12 protein-coding genes and 3 pseudogenes are annotated in these 19,884 nt (G+C 41.3%); 1 reads left to right on the top strand and 14 read right to left on the bottom strand.

Annotated elements, in window-relative coordinates; all coding sequences use genetic code 11:
- Nucleotides 1-190: 190 nt before the first annotated feature.
- From JEU79_RS05660 to motD, 7 genes and pseudogenes are all read right to left on the bottom strand, one after another.
- Nucleotides 191-6,838 carry a matrixin family metalloprotease gene (locus tag JEU79_RS05660; protein ID WP_198263326.1) on the bottom strand — a complete coding sequence of 2,216 codons (6,648 nt, stop codon included), beginning with the start codon at nucleotides 6,836-6,838 and terminating at the stop codon, nucleotides 191-193.
- Nucleotides 6,796-7,500: an IS3 family transposase gene (locus JEU79_RS05655; RefSeq protein ID WP_198263325.1), complete on the bottom strand. Its 705-nt coding sequence runs from the start codon at nucleotides 7,498-7,500 to the stop codon at nucleotides 6,796-6,798. The genes JEU79_RS05660 and JEU79_RS05655 overlap by 43 nt, the downstream gene beginning before the upstream one ends.
- Nucleotides 7,478-7,714 (bottom strand): annotated as a pseudogene (locus JEU79_RS05650) (transposase); the annotation flags it as partial. The pseudogene JEU79_RS05650 and the gene JEU79_RS05655, both read right to left, overlap by 23 nt.
- 110 nt (nucleotides 7,715-7,824) lie before the next feature.
- Nucleotides 7,825-8,130: pseudogene (locus tag JEU79_RS05645) on the bottom strand (transposase); the annotation flags it as partial.
- Between the two features lie 31 nt (nucleotides 8,131-8,161).
- Nucleotides 8,162-8,392, bottom strand: a complete 231-nt coding sequence (locus JEU79_RS05640) for a hypothetical protein (RefSeq protein ID WP_198263323.1) — start codon at nucleotides 8,390-8,392, stop codon at nucleotides 8,162-8,164.
- Nucleotides 8,385-9,167, bottom strand: coding sequence for a ParA family protein (locus JEU79_RS05635; RefSeq protein ID WP_198263322.1), 783 nt, complete (start codon nucleotides 9,165-9,167; stop codon nucleotides 8,385-8,387). Before JEU79_RS05635 ends, JEU79_RS05640 begins: the two co-directional genes overlap by 8 nt.
- 387 nt (nucleotides 9,168-9,554) lie before the next feature.
- A complete protein-coding gene (gene motD / locus JEU79_RS05630; protein WP_198263321.1) occupies nucleotides 9,555-10,430 on the bottom strand; it encodes a flagellar motor protein MotD in 876 nt (291 codons plus the stop codon).
- A gap of 160 nt (nucleotides 10,431-10,590) precedes the next feature.
- Between motD and JEU79_RS05625 the strand changes: the two are divergent.
- Nucleotides 10,591-11,537, top strand: a pseudogene (locus tag JEU79_RS05625) (IS1595 family transposase).
- A gap of 20 nt (nucleotides 11,538-11,557) precedes the next feature.
- Here JEU79_RS05625 and JEU79_RS05620 read toward each other — a convergent pair.
- The 7 genes from JEU79_RS05620 to flhF all read right to left on the bottom strand — a co-directional run bounded on the left by JEU79_RS05620 (nucleotide 11,558) and on the right by flhF (nucleotide 19,875).
- Entirely contained in the window at nucleotides 11,558-12,337 is a 780-nt protein-coding gene (locus JEU79_RS05620) for a flagellar motor protein (protein WP_198265876.1), read from the bottom strand.
- Nucleotides 12,338-12,378: 41 nt separating this feature from the next.
- A complete protein-coding gene (locus tag JEU79_RS05615) occupies nucleotides 12,379-14,490 on the bottom strand; it encodes a chemotaxis protein CheA (RefSeq protein ID WP_198263320.1) in 2,112 nt (703 codons plus the stop codon).
- Nucleotides 14,491-14,500: 10 nt separating this feature from the next.
- A complete protein-coding gene (locus tag JEU79_RS05610) occupies nucleotides 14,501-15,292 on the bottom strand; it encodes a protein phosphatase CheZ (protein ID WP_198263319.1) in 792 nt (263 codons plus the stop codon).
- A gap of 99 nt (nucleotides 15,293-15,391) precedes the next feature.
- A complete protein-coding gene (gene cheY, locus JEU79_RS05605) occupies nucleotides 15,392-15,766 on the bottom strand; it encodes a chemotaxis response regulator CheY (RefSeq protein ID WP_198263318.1) in 375 nt (124 codons plus the stop codon).
- Between the two features lie 474 nt (nucleotides 15,767-16,240).
- Nucleotides 16,241-16,954 (bottom strand): RNA polymerase sigma factor FliA, encoded by a 714-nt coding sequence (locus JEU79_RS05600; RefSeq protein WP_198263317.1) that lies wholly within the window; start codon nucleotides 16,952-16,954, stop codon nucleotides 16,241-16,243.
- A gap of 229 nt (nucleotides 16,955-17,183) precedes the next feature.
- Nucleotides 17,184-18,047, bottom strand: coding sequence for a MinD/ParA family protein (locus JEU79_RS05595; protein WP_198265875.1), 864 nt, complete (start codon nucleotides 18,045-18,047; stop codon nucleotides 17,184-17,186).
- Between the two features lie 49 nt (nucleotides 18,048-18,096).
- Nucleotides 18,097-19,875 carry a flagellar biosynthesis GTPase FlhF gene (gene flhF / locus JEU79_RS05590; RefSeq protein WP_198263316.1) on the bottom strand — a complete coding sequence of 593 codons (1,779 nt, stop codon included), beginning with the start codon at nucleotides 19,873-19,875 and terminating at the stop codon, nucleotides 18,097-18,099.
- Nucleotides 19,876-19,884: the final 9 nt, after the last annotated feature.

Here is a 19,884-nt window from a genome sequence, read left to right as displayed (position 1 = left end):
TTTACTCTTGCAGGAGAAAATGGCCGATTTTACAAGCAATTGGCCATTTTTTCGAGCAAATCATTGCTGTACTTATGATTTTTTTAGTAGCGCCGTCAGGCGCGTCGCTGGCTCATGAAATTCCCGGGGTGGCCATCGCTACGCTCGGCCACCCCGGGAATTTCATGAGCCAGCGATAAACCAGCAAATATCACAAATACAACCAAATAGTGTTGCACTTATGAGTTGAATCTAAGCGATCTTTACCACTACCGGTATTCACTTTAACCGTCATCGCGTTACTACTAACGCCACCCGAATTAACACGAACATAATCAACACCACTTTGGGTGTTTACATCAAGAATATCTACCAGACCGTCAAGCCCATTAAAGATATAGCTATCATCTTTTGCTGTACCTGCGGTATAAATAGTCTTAATATCATTGGCTCTGAATATTTCTACTCGTGTGCCTATAGAGACAATTATTGCTTTTTCACCGGCATAAGAATTTCGGTAGGTTTGTAGTTGGGTGTTAAGTGCGCTTAATTCTGAAGAGGTATAAGTGTCTGCATCAAAATAACCAAGACGAAGCAGACTGGCAGTCGTTAAATCAGCATTAATATCAATGCTTTCAACTTTATAGTTATGTGCATCACTGGCATTCTCACCACCGATATATTTCAGCGTTAGGCTATCACCAGACTGTTGGGCAATATCATCAACCCGCTGTGTCACACATTCAAATTCAAACTCAGCAATCACTTCATCAACAAAGCGTTCTCGTGCTTCAAATATAGTGATTTCAGAAAAACCTAAATCCAAACCAACCCATAAAAATGCCTCAACAAAAACACTCAGCTGTCCACGGGTGTCAAATAGGCAATACCATTCATGGCTCAGTCTATCAATAATTTCATCACCATAGAGCTTGCCATCACCAACCAGTTCACCTGCTAAATTTATATCCGTCAGTTTATCATTCAGGTCAAACTCTATAGTGGCATTAATACCCGCCTGAATACCGGCTTCGACTAAGCCTGCTAAGCCCAGAGAGAGTCCAGCGGTCACTTCTGCATAAATAACCGCTTCGGGTTTGTCATCAGGTGTATTTTCTAAACCATGATCATCTAGGTAAAAGCCATTAAATACTTGCCAGCTTTTGTCTAGAGAAAAATCATTTTCAGCCCATTGACTAATACCACGGGTATCAAAGCCAAAGTCAAAATTGGTATAAGCACCAATAGCACCACCGAAAATGGCATTCATGCCAGTGAAAATAGGTACTGATTTTGAATATGAAAAATCGAGTTCCAAATCTGGCAAGTCGTACCAAAATAAATCAACTTCACCCTTGCCTAATAATAAATTCATGACTGATGCGGGATCTTCTAACACCGGAATACGGAAACTTTTCTCTCCTTTTTTATCCTTCAAGCCCTTTTGATCAGGCCCTCTCGTTAGATCATTTAAAGCCGCTTTATCTTTTGAGGTGTTTGTAAGCGTATTCCCGCTCGTCTCACTCTTGGTAACTTTTCCATCCTTACCCTCATTCTCAAGCACATTTTTGCTCAGAACAAAGTCACCAAAATTAATACCTCCATCAACCGACATACTCCTGACCATTTTCACAAAATCAATGGTTTCACCCAGAATATTCAACACTTTTTTGGCAATATCAACAACCTTGAATGGTAAACGTAAATAGGCTAAATCAATGAGTTGGAATTTATCGACACCAAGATCGATTTCCATAGTCAATAACTCTATCAGTGGTGCAAGAGGATCAACAATAGCACCAATAGTATCGACAATTGGTTTTAGAATACCGTTAACCACATTGCCTAAATCAAGGGTCACATCTTTTAATTCGATTTCTGGTAAGCCAAAGCTAATGGAGCTGCCAGAACTGGATAGGCTGGCATTGGCCAGCACTTGATTGTAAATAATCGTGGTACTGATTTCAGGTAGTACATCACCTAAACTGGTATCAACCTCGGTATATAATTCTGCCGCAGCCGATAAAGAAGCTAGCGCTTCAATACCCAATGTTTCACCGACAGTCCAACGACCATCACCACCAGCACTGAGATCAACGCCCAGATGCCCTTTGATACCACTACCGTAATCTATACCATCAAAACTACCATTATTACCCAGATCAGCAATTTCCATTTGTAGGAAACCTAGCTGGCCAATAAAGGTACTACCTTTAACCAGACCAGCAAACACATCCAGACTGATTTCTTCACCACTTTCAGTGATACCACTGGTATCGAGGAAAACACCCTGAGAATCAAAGCCAAAACCCAGGCCCATTAAATAGGAAATATTAGTATACAGTTCGGCATCTTCTGCCCCTAAGGAAAATCCTGGCACACCAACACTGAAATCAATAGCTAATGCTTCATCAACCAACACACCACCGAAGATCAGATTAAAGGTCAGCTCTCCCTCATCGGTTAGGCTCAATTGAATATCATCAGCACTAGACACGGGTTTGGTGTCCAACTGACCATTGCCTAAATACTGCAAAGCACCATAATCATCACTATTAGGCACCAAGAAACTGAATAGCGGATCATTTATTTCTTTCAATCCCTGATACAATTCTTCGCGTACTAAGTCGAGTACAGTATCACCGGCTACTACTCCATCCAGTAAGGCCTTGCCCATACCAGAGGTATAAGACCCTGTAGACTTGTCGCCTAAAATACTGGTTCTGAGATCACGTAATTCGCTAGCCAATGAATCAAAGGGCGCTCCACCGATCAGCGGTAATTCCACGCTATCAATACCATCGGCCATCTTATCAATTTGATCAAAGAGATTTTCCATGGCGATTAGAACATTATTGGGATCATTGATTTGATCGGCTAAAAGATTAAATAAGTTAAAATCAAATGACAGATCAGGCATGGATGTGTTGGGACTGGTATAAGAAAAGCCATCAGTATTACTGTAAAAAACACCCATATCTAAGTACAGGCTATTGTCTGCAGTACCATCTCCATCTAAATCATCGGTACTGCCACCCAGAGGCATACTGCGAATCGGGAAATACAGAGGTAAATCAATTAATGCTTCACCTCCAGCGTCAACAAAGAAGGTATCTGCTACATCAGCAATAGCATAACGTCCATCATCGACATCATCCAGGCCAACTTCTAAAAATAGATCCAGTGACGCGAGCCCCTCTTCGATCTGTACGCCAATATCTAAATCAATGCCTGTGAGCTGATCAACATTAAAACCAAGCTTCATGGCAATATCTTCTGCTGAAGCAGCAAAGCGTAAATCGATGCCTGTATCATCGGTGACATAAGCCAAAGGTGCGCTGATATCGGAAACATCCAAACCGATACCAAAGTTTACTGCAGCCAAGCCAGTCAAAGCCAAATCAGCCTGCCCATCCGCTACCAGACCCAAGTCTTTCATAATACCCGTTGGGTCTAATGTCGCTAGATCAAAGTCCAGAGGATATTGTTCTGTTAGTAACCACTCCAGGCCAAAATCAGCCATTAAGGTTGAGTCCATATAGGTCAACTTAAAGGGATCTGCCGTCGCATCCAAACCAAGAAAAGCTTCCATTTGATCATTGATAATATCAGTCACTTGATCAAGCGTATCGGCATTGCGTGCCGTCGTAATTGCCGCATTTAATTCACTAACAAAATCTGTTGTGCCATCACCCAGGACATCATTCGCACTCACTCCCAGTAATGGGATGTCTTCATCCAGGCCACCATTTTCTAATTCAGTCAATATAGCCTGTAGAGCATCTAATAGCATGTCCAGAGAAATGCCATTAATTTGGAATAAGTCACCGAGCCCCTGCATTTCAATGGTTTTAGGAATAGAACCAATTAATTGCGTTAGTGACAAATCACCTGCCAGATTGGCCGATGATGCAGTAATCAGGCCCAGACCATCCATCACACTACTGAGTGCACCACTGGCTTTAACCGGTAATTGAATATCATATTCAAATACTGTATCCAATTTCGGTGTGCCTGCCAGAGAACCATCATCGCCATTAAGTGCCGCCATACCCAGACGACCTTCATAAGACAGACCAAGACCAGCATCGAAGTCAAAATAACCATTGTCTACTTCCAGACCGATAATGCCCATACTAACATTCATATCAAGGGTTTTACGCAATGCCAGAGTTTCACCATCAGATAGTCCTACGGGTAATGCCGCAATACTTAGGCTCGTGATATTGGTGACGGCATTGTATGTAGGAGTACCATTAATGGTGGTATATAATAGATTGCCTTCATCATCAACCACTTGAATGGCATCACCCGCTGCCAATACCGATCGAACATCACCGGAAACTTCTAAAGCACTGCCATTGAGTGTCAATACATGTAAGTCATCACCAATGGACAAAGATAGCTCAAGACCCGGATCGGCACTATAAAAATTCCCATTTTCATCCAAACCAAAATCAAAGTTAAAAAAGACTCCACCATTAATATTTAAAGGTGTACCGGATTGCACAGAAAAAGGTAAATCAATCGGCAAACTATCAAGTGACCAGTCATCCAGATTGATGTCGATATTCTCATCAAAGCCGATCACTTCAATTATGACGGCATAGGACTGAATTGAGCTATCACTGCGGCTAATCTTAAAGTTGCTTAAATTAGTATCATTGTTAAAATAATTCAGTAGGTCATCAATGTCGGGGGTCGTTGTACTACTGAGATAGTCATTGAGTGAATTTTTCAACACCGCAACCGAATCCCCCACGGCATTATTGGCCAGTTGATCCAAGCCCAAAGTCGAAAAGGCATCACCAATAAAGGGCAAGCCAATTTTGCTTAATTCCTTATCTAGGTTTGTCCCTAAATTATTACTCCATTGATCCAGAGCGCCTAAACCATCCAGTAATTTATCCGCATCACTTTTTACTGCATTGGCTAATAGACTGCTGATATCAATAGAGCGCTCACCCGTTGCCAGAGTGCTATTCATTACACTGATGTCACTGGCACTATGTTCTAAACCACCGGCATGACCCATCTCATGTACCAACACAGTCAACAAATCAATTTTATCAGCATCGGGTGTACCGCTGGCATTGGTATACCAACCATGCCCAGCAGCAGTAATATCAAGATTTATAATGTTATTAGTGGCATCAAAATTAGCCAGTTCATTATCAGGTAAATCACTAAAAGCCAAAGTAAAATTAGCTAGATTTCCCGTCAGTCCAGCAGCTGTCCAAAGTGTTTTTGCTTCTGTAAATGCAGCATTGGCCAAAGTGCTGTCCAATGCCACAAGACCAGTTTTAATACCAGCGGTTTCTGCTTGCAAAGGTCCTATGGTATTTTTTAATAATTGAATACCAGTACCTATTCCTGACTTAGCCCAATTACTGCCTAGATTAAAGGTGGCTTTTTTATCATCGGGGACTTCGCCTTCGGTATTAAGGGCAATAACATAATCAATACTGGTGCCGTTATCCATCCAATAAACATGAATACCACCCAGTTTCAAGTCTTTTAAAGCATCTTTTTCCGCTGTTGAGAAATCAACAAATTCTAACAAATCTTCACCAGATGAAGATTGCTCAATAATAATATCCTGTCCCCAGCCCTTGGAAAATTGATAGCGGTTATCACCACTTGCACCAAAGAAGAGATCATTCTGTGAGCCACCTTGTATGGCTTCAATATTATTGATGGTGGCGCGTGTCGTTAAAGCACTGGTGTCCAATTGGTACAAACCAAACTGAATACTATTGCTGGCATCTACAGTCACTAAGGTGATGTTGTTCGTATTGTATGTTAAGGCATCAAAATTACCTGTGCTACCAAGAATAATTTCCCAGGGATCATTGCCACTTCCCTGTCCAGAAACACTGACACCGGATAAATTAGCCAAAGCATTCAGGGCATCCTCTATTTGTTTTGCGCTACTGTTAAAGGCTAATGGTGTAGTTTTAACACCATTATAAGACAGAGAAAAGACACCCACATTTGCATTGGTCGATAAGGTTTGTATTTGATTGCTGCTATCATTGCTATTACGTGTCAATTGAGCGGGCGCTAATAAACTTGTATAATCACCGGTATAAGCGGTTGCACCTTGCAGATCCACTATAACTTGTTCGCTATCAGCAAATTTTACTGAATCAAAACCATCTTTTTTCTGATCGCCGCCATCAACGTTATCGACACCACCAGCAGAGAGATCAAAGGCATTATTGTCATCATTACCTTTCAGGTTATCATTTCCTGTTGAACCTATAACAGAACTAAAGCCTGTCACAGCAATATCAGCTGCTGCTAAGCTGGCAATATTCAGATTAAGAAAATCATTGCCCAATCCCCAGTTACCATCCCAATTTTCCAGAAAATCAGCCCATTGCGTGAGCCCCATTAAACGATTACCTTCAACACCGGAGGCTGCACCCAATGAAAAACCAATGCCAGGAAAAGCAAGTTCATTGACCGTGACAGGCCCCACGTTAAACTCTGGAATCAGGGTAATTTCAGGCAACACCTTTAAATCAACACCCGCATCCGGATCAGTACTAGCCACTCCAGAAAACTCACTATAATCCAGCGTTAGTGCTCCTGCACCTTTGGTCAACGTACCTTGAATGGATGCATCACCTATAAATTTTACCGTCGTATTTCCAGCACCGGTGACAATATTTTCAATATCTAAACCAATGACATAATTCCCGCTTAACCAATTCGGCAAAATGCTACTAAAATCAACCGCATCCAATGTGTAACCATTTAACAGGTCTTCCAATGCAGTATCACGAGCATAAACAATGTTCATACCCACACTCAACTCAGGCAGATCAAGCGTACCAATACATTGTCCCAGCAATTTCCTTTGCGGCTCATAGACTGAATTATGTTATGATCCGACAATATTTTTCTATGACTATCAGAGGCATATTGGCTACCTCGGTCAGTATGCCAAAGCAATCCATCCATTGGTTTACGCTTCCATATGGCCATCAGTAAAGCATCATTGACTAGCTTGGCTTTCATTCGCTCATCCATCGACCAGCCAACAATTTGCCTAGAGAATAAGTCAATGACAACCGCTAAATATAACCAGCCTTCCTTGGTGGCAATATAGGTAATATCACCCACATAGTAGCGATCAGGTTGAGAGACAGTAAACTCTCTTTCCAGTAAATTTGGAGATATACGCTTATTATGCTTGGAATTAGTCGTCGCTTTAAAGCGTCTCTTCGTTTTACAAAACAAACCGGCTTTTTTCATTAATCGACCAATTCTCCGGCGGCTTATATGAACGCCTTTTTCAGCCAGTTTTCTTTTTAAGACGACGGGTTCCATAAGTCTTGCGACTGTCTTCAAACAGTTTTTTAGCTGCTCAGTAAGCGCTTCATTTTCTTTCTCTCTATCCGTTTTAGGAGAGCTAACCCAATCATAATAGCAACTACGGGAAACATCCATAAAACGGCACAGAATCGTTACCGGGTAATCTTTAGCCTGATCAGTTATCCATGCGTACTTCACAAAGTTTCCCTTGCAAAGTACGCTGTGGCCTTTTTAATAAATCACGCTCCTGAATCACTTTTGCCAATTCTTTTTTCAGACGTTTTACTTCATCATAAATGTGTTCATCACTTCTATTGGCTACCGTCTTCACCGGTTTGGAATATTTACTGATCCAGGTATGTAGAGTATTTACATTAACACCTAGCTCCCTGGCAGTCTGAGAAACAGGTTGATCCGTCTCATTAGCTAATTTGACAGCTGATTCTTTAAATTCTGATGTATAGCTTTTATTCGGTTTTTTGTTTGATCATTCATTTTAGGTCACACTTTTTAGCCACATTACTTCACAAAGTTTCCCTTGCAAAGTACGCTGTGGCCTTTTTTTAATAAATCACGCTCCTGAATCACTTTTGCCAATTCTTTTTTCAGACGTTTTACTTCATCATAAATGTGTTCATCACTTCTATTGGCTACCGTCTTCACCGGTTTGGAATATTTACTGATCCAGGTATGTAGAGTATTTACATTAACACCTAGCTCCCTGGCAGTCTGAGAAACAGGTTGATCCGTCTCATTAGCTAATTTGACAGCTGATTCTTTAAATTCTGATGTATAGCTTTTATTCGGTTTTTTTGTTTGATCATTCATTTTAGGTCACACTTTTTATCTTTTAGTTATTTTAAGTTGTGTGTCCGGTTAAGTATAGCCACATTAGAACGATTATTTCTTGTGGCTCAGCCTGTATGAGATTATCGTCAGAAGGTAATAACACCTCATCTGGCACTTGTTCTTTTACAGCAAAATTTTCACTTAATTCATTTTCATCAGGCAATAGCAAAGCATCAAAATAGAAGCTCAGGGCATCTTTTTGATCCACCAACAAAGAATCTTTGTTTTGCTCATTACTCATGAATAAACTCAGCTAATAACACATCTAACAATAATTTATAGGCCACAGAACCTCGACTAAGAGGGCTATATATCGGTAAAGGCACTCCATCTCTAGAAGCTTCCCTAAACTTAGTATCGACCGGTATCAAGGTTCTCTTTAATGCTTTTGGATCATAATTTTTTTGCATAATTCTCAAGCATTCAATCGCCGCACGCGTACGACGATCAAACATGGTGGGAATAATGGCATAATCTAAAGGCGTTTTTCTGGCACGATTAATCATTTTGATGGTGCTCAACATTCTATCCAGCCCTTTTAGCGCTAAATGTTCTGTCTGCACTGGAATTAACAATTGATTGCAAGCTGCTAAGGCATTTATCATCAGCACTCCTAGCATCGGAGGACAATCAACAAATATATAATCAAACTGCCCTTTAAGGCCGAGTAATTGTTTGGCCAAGACTAGTCCCATGCCTTCTTTAGTGCCCAATTGCTTATCCAATGTCGCAATAGCAGTGGAAGCAGGCAGTATTGACAGATTTTCAAAACGCGTAGGCTGAATCACCTCATTAATATCCATATACTGCTTAGCAGCCGCTTTTTGAAACACCTGATAAACACTTTTATCCGATGAATCTGGGTCAAGGCCAAAATAACTAGTCATTGAGCCATGCGGATCCAGATCAACGACTAGCGTTCGCTTACCTTTTACGGACAACCAGCCTGCCAGAGAGATTGCTGTTGTTGTTTTTCCCACACCGCCTTTTTGATTTGCAACGGCCCAAATTTTCACTTATTTTGTCCCCAATTATAAATACGGTTCAACCATTTATAGTACACGTTATAGCACACGCTTTGTGACACGCTTTATGACACCAAGAAATAACAGGATCTGCATTTCCAAGTATCACTGCTATATAACATGCAAAATTTAAACCAAAACAGTTAAGTTTTACATAATTTTTTTAAAACTGAGCAAAAAGTATCGTCAGGAATGACTAATTAGTGTCCATCCGTAAATAGGTTTTTTTGTCAGTATAAAATAGTAGGGTGGGCATGGTTTTATCTGCCCACGCTGACTCAATACCTTGTATTCACACTTTCAGCGTGGGCACAAAAAGCGTGCCCACCTTACAGCCACAATTATCAAATAATTCTAGAATAAACAGATGGACACTAATTATTGAATATCAAAGACGGGATTGAAACCTTCACTTGGATCGTTAATTTGGATCGTATCATTAACATTTTGAGTGGCTTGTTTAAGCGCCTGATTACGTTTTTGCATTATTTTTCGTTGCTCACCCTTGCCCAATAAGACCAAGCTAACACGGCGGTTCTCATTACGCCCTGCTGCTGTGGTATTGTCTCCTTTAGGACGATGTTGGCCAAAGCCAATGGCCAGCATCCGCCTAGGATCAACCCCCTCGTCTTCAAACAAATGCACCACACTCGCAGCACGAGAGGAAGATAATTCCCAATTTGAAGGAAAAGCCTTGGTCTTTATAGGAATATTATCGGTATAGCCTTCTACTTGTAGGTCATTCGGATAGGTTTTTATCAGCGAGGCAATGATTGATAAAATTTCTTCTGCATCCTCTGATAATGTCGCATTACCACTTCCAAATAAAACACTGGATTTAATGTTTATTTCCAGCCAATCATCGGTTTTTTTAATCTGAATTAAATCATCATCAATTAGTGGTTGTACCGCCTTGGTAATCTCTTCTGACAAGGTTTCCAGCTCTGGATTCTCTGCTGGTGTCAATATATCGTCATGCTCTGGAATAGGTATATCAATGACATCCGGCTGTTCAGATAAGGTTGGTTTTTCTTTTAAGGCGTTATCAAATTGAATGGGAGAAATAGTGGTCGGACGCGCATTGAAGACCTCATTCAAGGTATCCGATAACACGCGATACTTGCCTTCATTGACTGAGGATATGGCATACATGACAACAAAAAAAGCAAACAATAGGGTAATAAAGTCTGCATAAGACACTAACCAGCGTTCTAAATTAACATGCTCTTCTACTTTTTTTCTACGTCTTGACATAATTCATACCGGACAGGCTTATTTTAGGAATAATTTTACTTGATTACCCACAAAGCTCCGCCATATTTCGATAACTATACTATAATTATACTATAATTATACTATAATTATACTATAATTATACTATAATTAAAGTATAGATTATGTGTGGAGTAGAATGATGTCAAAAAATAAAATTCAGTTTCAAGAAGGTTATAGTTTATTTGAGCTTTTTAATGATTATGGCACTGACAAACAGTGCCGACAAGCCTTATTTAAATGGAAATTTCCTGATGGATTTGTTTGCCCAGAGTGTGGCAATAAGACTTATTGCACTCTAGAACATCGCCATCTTTATCAGTGCCACCATTGTCATCATCAGACATCAGCAACCTGTGGGACAATATTTGATAGTACCAAACTGCCTTTATCTAAGTGGTTTTAGCGATTCATCTTATGACTCAATTGAAGACAGCGGTTTCAGCATTAGAATTAAAGAGACAGCTTAAGGTAAGCTACAATACAGCCTGGAGTATGAAACAAAAGATCATGCAGGTTATGAAAGAACGTGATGACAGTAAACCTTTATCAGGCATCATTCAAATTGATGATGCCTACTGGGGTGGTGAGCACAGAGGCGGCTCCAGAGGTCGTGGTTCAGAAAATAAAACACCGTTCGTTGCAGCCGTTTCTACTAATGAAGATGGACACCTGATTGCAATGAATTTAAATGTGCTTAAAGGGTTTAAATCCAGTGAAATAAAACGATGGGCACAAACTCATTTAACACCTGGAAGTACTGTTTACTCAGATGGGTTAAATTGTTTTCCTGCGGTTAAAGAAGCTGACTGTAAGCATGTTCCAATCGTCACGGGTGGTGGTGCGGCAAGTGTTGATAAAATTGAGTTTATCTGGGTTAACACTATGATAGGTAATATTAAAAACTCTATGAAGGGAAGCTATCATTCCATTAACTCAAAACATTTACCTCGGTATCTTGCTGAATTTTGTTATCGGTTTAATAGACGCTTTAACTTAAAAGACATGATGCCAAGGTTTTTATGCGTGGCGATGAAAACGCCACCTATGAATGGAAAGCTCCTAAAAATGGCGGAGCTTTATGGGTAATCAAGTAATTTTAAGTAAGTCTAAAGCAACTCCCCCTCATTCTCATCACTGATAGTCGTTTTATCCAGATAACCTTCTAACTTACGTTGAATATTTCTGGGATTTTCACCTTCGGCAATTGATACTAGGCCTTCAACGATCATTTCACGATACATGACTTCGTTATTGACCAGTGTTTTAAGTTTTGTGGCGATGGGAATAAACAATAAATTAGCAGCGCCAACACCATAGATTGTTGCTACGAAGGCGACCGCAATACCACTGCCGAGTTTACTGGGATCGGAGAGATTTCCCATCACATGAATCAAGCCCATCACGGCACCGATAATGCCGATGGTGGGAGAAAAGCCCCCCATGGCCTCATAAATTTTGCTGGCTAAGGTATCAAATGATTCTTTGGCATCTATTTCCAGTTCCATAATGGAGCGCATAACTTCCGGTTCGCTACCATCAACTAATAACTCTAAACCTTTACGAGCAAATAAGTCTTCTTCTTCTTCGGCAACAATTTCTAAACCTAAGAGACCTTCTTTACGGGCTATATTGCTCCAGTCGATAATACGGGCAATGCTTTCTTCGGTATGAAATCGTGGAGGGAAGAAAATCCAACTGGATATTTTCAGTCCTCGGAGAAAGACGTTCGCTGGTGACTGCAACATGACAGCACCGAAGGTACCACCGATAACGATCAGCGCTGCCGGGCCATTTATGAGTGTGCCCATATGCCCGCCATCAAGAAATTGTCCAAGCAATATGGAACCAACCCCAAGAATCAGACCAAATAGACTTAGTAAATCTATCATTTATGCCTTTTTATATTTTGTGTCAAAAGCAATCCGCTTTAATGGACACGGGATGACATCAGTGTAGGTACATCAAGGATCAGGGCAATTTTGCCATCACCGGTAATCGTCGCACCGGCAAGGCCATCCGTTCCCTGAAGCATTGAACCCAAGGGTTTAATCACTACTTCTTCCTGACCGATAAGATGATTCACCACAAAGCCCACTTTTTTCGTGCCCACATGGACGACAACTACGTGTCCCTCATCAGGCAATTCATCATACTCAGCGCCTTTGACCAGCCAACGCGTCAAGTAGAACAATGGCAAGGGTTTCTCTCGTACCATGATCACCAACTGGCCATCAACGGTATTGGTTTTGGTTAAATCCAAATGAAAAATCTCATTAACACTCACCAATGGCAGGGCAAAAGCCTGTTCTTTTAGTTTCACCATGAGGGTCGGCATAATGGCCAAAGTCAGAGGGACTTTAATGGCAATACGTGTGCCTTTACCTTCTTCTGAATCAATATCAATGCCGCCATTAAGCTGGGCGATGCGTGTTTTCACCACGTCCATACCCACGCCACGACCAGAAATATCAGATATTTCGTCCTTGGTTGAAAAGCCTGGCATAAAGATCAGGTTATAACATTCTTTGTCATCAAGACGTGCAGCAACTTCTTCATCCATTAAGCCTTTTTCAACGACTTTCTTGCGCAAATAATCGGCATTCATGCCAGCACCATCATCTTCAATGCATAGCATGATATGGTCACCTTCTTGCTCTGCCGACAATGTCACCGTACCTTGTGCAGATTTGCCTGCTGCAATACGCACATCAGGCATTTCTACCCCGTGATCGACTGAGTTGCGAACTAAATGCACCAAGGGATCAGCCAAGGCTTCAACTAGGTTTTTATCTAAATCGGTATCTTCACCAATGAGTTCCAGTTTGACATCTTTTTTCATGGTACGAGTCAAATCCCGAACCACTCGGGGAAAACGACCAAATACTTTTTTGATCGGTTGCATACGGGTTTTCATGACCGACATTTGTAAATCAGCCGTCACAACATCCAAGCTGCTGACAGCCTTGGACATTTCTTCATTACCCAGTGATTGTTCTAAGGTCACTAATCGGTTACGCACGAGTACCAGTTCGCCAACCATGTTCATAATATCATCAAGACGCTTGGTATCCACGCGTACGGTTGCTTCAGCCGGTACGGGGGATGGAGCACCACCCTCAGCAGATTTTTTTGCTGCGGCTGGTTTAGCTTTTGGCTTGGCTTTAATCACTTCAGGTTCAGCAGCCTCAACCACTGGCTCAGGTGCTTTTTCAACCACAGGCTCTGGAGCACTCGCTTCTGCTTTTACATCATCTGTCTCGTCAACTTGACCAAACTTGCCTGAGCCATGTAATTCATCTAAAAGGTTTTCAAATTCATCATCGCTAATTTCATCGCCGGCGGTGACTGGACTACTTGAGACAGGTTTGGGTTTTGCAACTGGTGCTGCACCATCTTCGCCTTTAGCTTTGCCATGTAATTGATCGAGTAAGTTTTCAAATTCTTCTTCGGTAATATCATCTGAACCGCTTGGTGGTGATGGCTTTGCACCGATATCAAAAAGATCATCATCGCCAGCAGCACTTGCTGTTTTACCTGCTGCAGGTTCATCTAATGCATCGAGCAGCTGTTCAAATTCTTCATCGGTGACATCTTCTTCACCCGCAGGTGCTGATGTTTCAGCGACTGGAACAGGAGCAGCGTCAGTCGCATCACCTTTTAAAATACCATCCAAAGCAGCCAATAAAGCGGGATCAGCATCCTCAGGCTCAGTGGCTGCCCGTAGGCGATCAAACATTTCATTCAATGAGTCCAAAACCGGCAACATCACATCCATGATGGCTGAATTAACCTCTAATTCACCATTACGTAGGAGGTTAAACACGTCTTCTGCTCGATGACAAAGTTGTACCAAGGGTTCTAAAGAAAGAAAACCGGCACCGCCTTTGATGGTATGGAAGCTTCGAAATACCGAATTGAGCAGGTCAGAATCATTAGGACGTTGTTCAAGCTCTACCAGCTCTTCATTCAACGTCTCAACCATTTCACCCGCTTCAATTAAAAAATCCTGAAGTATTTCATCATCAGCATCAAATGACATATTTATTTCCTCAAAATCCTAAGCTTGAAAGCAGATCATCGACTTCATCTTGACCTGCCAAGGTTTCAACTTCATCAGCCAAACCTGGTACAACAGGTCCATCCAAAGAGCTTTTATCTTTTTTCTTCTTATCAGGCTCTCCTGATAAAGTCTCATTTACTGATTCGGTTTCTGAATCCCCACTTTGTCCCGTGTGTTTACTGGACAATTTAATCAGATTTATCAAGTCACCTTCAACATCTTCAACTAGTTTGATCACTTTATAAATGATCTGCCCTGTCAGATCCTGATAGCTTTGTGCCATCATGATTTCGTTCAGGTTGCTCATCAGAGACTTACTATCATTATTGGCAGTCTCAAGAAAATCTTTAAGGGTTTTACTTAATTGACGAAATTCTTCAGCTTCCATCTGTCTATGAGTAAAGCGTTCCCAGCTGGACAATAATTCTGAAGTGCCTCCGGTAATACTTTCACAAAGCGGAATAGCCTCCTCTATCTGACTCATCGTGGTATCGGCAGCTTGCTGAGTCATGGTAATGACATAATGAAGACGTTCTTTCGCGTCAGCCATGCCGCCATCTTCTGCTAACTCAGTAATACGTGAGTCAGAACGAAAAGCCTTAAAAGTCTCATGTACATCACGAGTCAGCTTTCCCAGCTCCTGAAATAAGCTGGTCTCCTTCATGGTAATGAGTTCATCAAGTATTAGCTTGACGTCTTCATCATTGCCCGCCTCAGCACTGCTGACCAGTTCTTTTGCCCGTTTAATAAAAGCTTCATCAAGCACTTCATTTTCTGCCATACTTTCCGCCGTACCTTAAACTATAGATATTTATTCAAATAATGTTTTCACATTATTCTATAAGTCCGAATCACACACTGAGTTTCTTTTGACGCTGATTTATCCATCGATGCGTTCAAAAATTTTATCAATTTTTTCTTTCAGTGTTGCTGCTGTAAACGGTTTAACAATATAGCCATTCACACCGGCTTGTGCTGCCTCAATGATCTGTTCTCTTTTTTGCTCCGCAGTCACCATTAACACTGGCATGGTAGATAATTTATCATCTGCACGCACTGCTTTTAACAGGTCAATACCTTGCATACCCGGCATATTCCAGTCTGTGACCAGAAAATCAATACCACCGGCGTTTAATATCGGCAGTGCAGTCAAACCATCATCTGCTTCTACTGTGTTTGTAAATCCAAGATCTCTTAATAGATTTTTAATAATGCGACGCATTGTTGAAAAATCATCAACGATCAAGATTTTCATATCTTTGTTCAAATCAACCTCCAGGTTATAAAAAGAAATTATTAAGGGTACAGCCCGACATTTTACCCCAAATTATTCTTTAAAACTGATAGCCTTACAAATTTTTTATGATAATTCGTCCTGCTTCCGAAAAACTAAGCCAGAATTTTGGACAGCCTCACTTTAATAACTCATTACTTACAATAGAACTATCGGCAAGATGACCAGAAACTAAACCCTTTTATGAATAAAGTCAGATTCTTATCTCAGTGTTCCCTATTTAATGCCTATTTAATGCCTATTTAAGGTTTGCTTAGCACTTGCATAAAAAAAGGCTCACTCTATTTGTAGGCAAAAAATCCATTTTTTACCAGTAAATCAGGGGATTATTTTAAAATAAATAAAGATTAGACAAGAAAAATATTGCAGGGTGTTTTTATAAAAAAGGGAATTAAAATAAAATCTGTAAATTCAACAACTTATAATTTAGGTATTTTATAGCGTTTGATCTAAGCGGGCTTGTAAGCGAATGATGGCCTGAGAGTGTATTTGACTGATGCGAGACTCACTAACCCCTATCACCGCACCAATTTCACGCAGGTTCAATTCCTCATCATAATAAAGCGCCATCACCAGGCGTTCCCGCTCCGGTAAACTGGCAATTGCCGTGGCAACCTGAGATTTAATGTCTTCTTTTTGCAGGCTATCAAGCGGCTCACTCATCGGAGTGGGAATACTATCAATCAGTGAGTCCTCGCCATTGCCAATGTCTTCAAAGCTAAGTATTTTATGGCCACTAGCATCTTGCAGGATACGGTTATATTCATCCATATCCATTTCCAGCGCTTCGGCAATTTCAGTATCGCGGGCATCGCGACCCTTTTCATTTTCAATTTTACGCACCACCTCTGCAACCCGGCGGTTATTGCGATGCACCGAGCGGGGTGCCCAGTCATTTTTACGCACATCATCCAGCATTGCACCACGCACCCGAATGCTGGCATAGGTTTCAAAGCTCGCCCCCTGACTGGCATCATAGTTGTTTGCCGCCTCCAGCAAACCAATCATCCCTGACTGAATTAAGTCATCCAATTGAATATTGGCCGGCATACGGCTTTTTAAATGATAGGCAATACGTTTCACCATCGGTGCATGTGTTTCCACCGTATTTTGCTTTTCATATTGACTATAAACGTCAATTTTTTTCATTATCAGGCTCATTACCACATCCCCGTGCCTTAATTTACTTTTTTATCTAACAACTAACAATTCAGCACAATTCCCGTATCATCTCAAATGGCTTACCTTTACAGGGACGCTCAAGCACATCCATGTGACGCTTTATGAAAATATCCCTATTTTCAAACCCCTGTAAAGGTAAGCCATTCAAGCTGATACTCTGTAAGCGCTTTGCAATAGGCTGAATAGTTATGTTTATTTACTCACTGGCACTAATTAATCGCTCCACAAAAAACTCAAGGTGTCCCCCAGGTCGTTTGGGCATAGGCCATTTATTTATCTTTTGTGCCGCCATCGTAAACGCTTGAGCAGAAGGGCTTCTTGGATAAGCCCGAGTCACTGCTGTTTGTTTTTTGACTGCCTTTCTAAGGTAAGTATCAAAAGGAATGGCGCCTAAAAAGTCCAACGAAACATCTAAAAACCGATCCGTTACCTTTAAAATTTTACCGAATAAAACCCGTCCTTCTTTCATATCCTGAGCCATATTCGCTAAAATTCGAAAACGGTTAATGCCTTGCTCTTTGTTTAACACTTTAATCAAAGCATACGCATCGGTAATTGATGATGGCTCATCACAAACCACCACAATGACTTCCTGAGAAGCGCGACAAAAACTGACCACACTTTTATCAATGCCTGCTGCGGTGTCAATAATCAGTACATCTAATTCATTTTGCAGCTCACCAAAGGCATTAATAATGCCGGCATTTTCCGCATCAGTCAGACCCGCCATATTGGATATACCAGACGCGGCTGGAATAATCTGTATGCCACCCGGTGCATCCACGATGATTTCTGATAAATCATAATCCCCGGAAAGCACGTGAGAGATATTTAACTTGGGGTGTAAGCCCAGCAAGACGTCGATATTAGCCAAGCCCAAATCGGCATCCATAATTAATACTTTTTGTCCACTAGCCGCCAAAGACATTGCAAGATTAACCGAGACATTGGTTTTCCCCACGCCTCCTTTACCGCTACTTACTGCAATTACTCTGACTGGTCGATTTTGGGTCATGCGTCGTAAACCTTCTGCTTGATCATAATAATTAGGGCGTGCCATGTTGTAATATAAGGCACTACTCCCTGTCAAACCGTCGGCAACACTCATATTAGCCAGCGGCATGGGCCAAACCTCCACCAGAATAAGACATCGCCAGTTCGTCACTATTGACCTTGACTGGATGCTGTCTGACCATTTCCAATGCTTGTTTGAGCAAGCTTGTGGTATTGGCTAAATGGATATCTTCAGGAACTTTCTGCCCATCACTAATGTAGTTGAGTTGTAGTTTATTCTCAATAAGAATTGAAATTATTCCCCCAATTGAGGTCGATTCGTCCACTTTTGAGACAATACATCCATCCAGTTCTTTGGCATTCAGGGTTTTTATAACTTCATCCATAGCCAATGTTTGTGTCGATGCCGACAATACTGCAAGAATTTTTATTTTCTCATGGCTATGACGTAGCATTGATAATTGCTGTGTTAGGCGCAGGTCACGATGACTCATACCCGCCGTATCAACTAACACCAATTGCTTATCTTCTAAACGGGATAACACTTGTTTTAATTCATTTTCGTCATTAGCCACATAAACAGGCACGCCTAAAATACGACCATAGGTTTTTAATTGTTCATGCGCGCCCACTCGATAGCTGTCGGTAGTAACCAGTGCCAGGTTTTTTGCGCCATATTTCAGGGTGAAGCGAGCCGCCAATTTGGCAATGTTAGTGGTTTTACCCACGCCAGTCGGTCCAACCAGGGCGATAATACCGCCCTCATCCAGTAAATCTTCCTCTGGCACGGGAATATTGCGAGCAATAATGCTCAATACCCGACGCCAATTGTCTTCCAGTGAATCATCTGGTTCAGATTTTAGTTGCTTAACAATTTTTTCACTCAATGATGATTTAATGCCCAGACGGTACAAACGTGATAATAATTCTGCCTGATGAGGATTGCTACGAGAAAAATTCCCCCATGCCAGACCTGATAATTGATTTTCCAATATGCCACGCAATGATTTAATTTCAGCCTGCATGGACGTCATTGCAGGATCTTCCACCCATTGAACTTTCTTAGAGCCTTTCTTTGCTGGTATAGAGTGTACTGAGCGTTTTGATTGGACTGGTGTTTCATGCATAGAAAAGAAGTCATTATCCTTAGGCTGACTACGGCGCTCTTCTTCTTTTACGAGTGATTCATAATCAAAAGGATAGCTGGATTCTGCTGCGCTTTCGCCTATCGTTGGCTCTTCAAAACGTTCAGTATCAAAGCTATCATCATCAAAATCTGAAATAAAGGGTTGCTTGCGCTCATTGATCGCTTGTTTACGATAGACATCTTGAGGGCTATGTTTAGGGCTATGTTTAGAGCTATATTTAGAGCTATGCTGAGCTACTTTTTTTGTTTTTAAAGCACTGCTCTGATCTCCACTTGACTGTTTTAATAAATCAGCAAAGCCTCTTTTTTGTGCTTGCTCAGGTGACTGCTGTACGTTTCTTTGACTTGCCTGATGGCTAAAACTGATCACATCATCTTGGATTGCATCTGCAAACTTGGCACTTGGCTCTTGTTTATTTAAAGACGGCTTCTTTACTTTGGCAAAGACTGAACGTTTTTTCTTCTGAGGGACTTGCTCCTGATAACGGCTTTCATCATGCTGCCAGCTATCACGAGAACTCATTTGTGGCGCTTGTTCACGTGAATTTGACTCACGTGAGTTTAAGGAGCGATGTACCGCTTCCTCGTCGTAATCAATCGCTGCCACTAATTCAATGCCGCCATCCACTTTATTATTGGATAGAATCACGGCATCAGCACCTAATTCATCTTTAACCTGACAAATGGCATCACGCATTTCAGCAGCAAAAAAACGTTTAATCTTCATATCTAACGA

It is taken from the genome of sulfur-oxidizing endosymbiont of Gigantopelta aegis (genome assembly GCF_016097415.1).
In the GTDB taxonomy this organism is placed as follows: domain Bacteria; phylum Pseudomonadota; class Gammaproteobacteria; order GRL18; family GRL18; genus GRL18.
The sequence above is the reverse complement of the archived record's forward strand: the minus strand, read 5'-3'. Positions and strand labels throughout refer to the sequence as shown.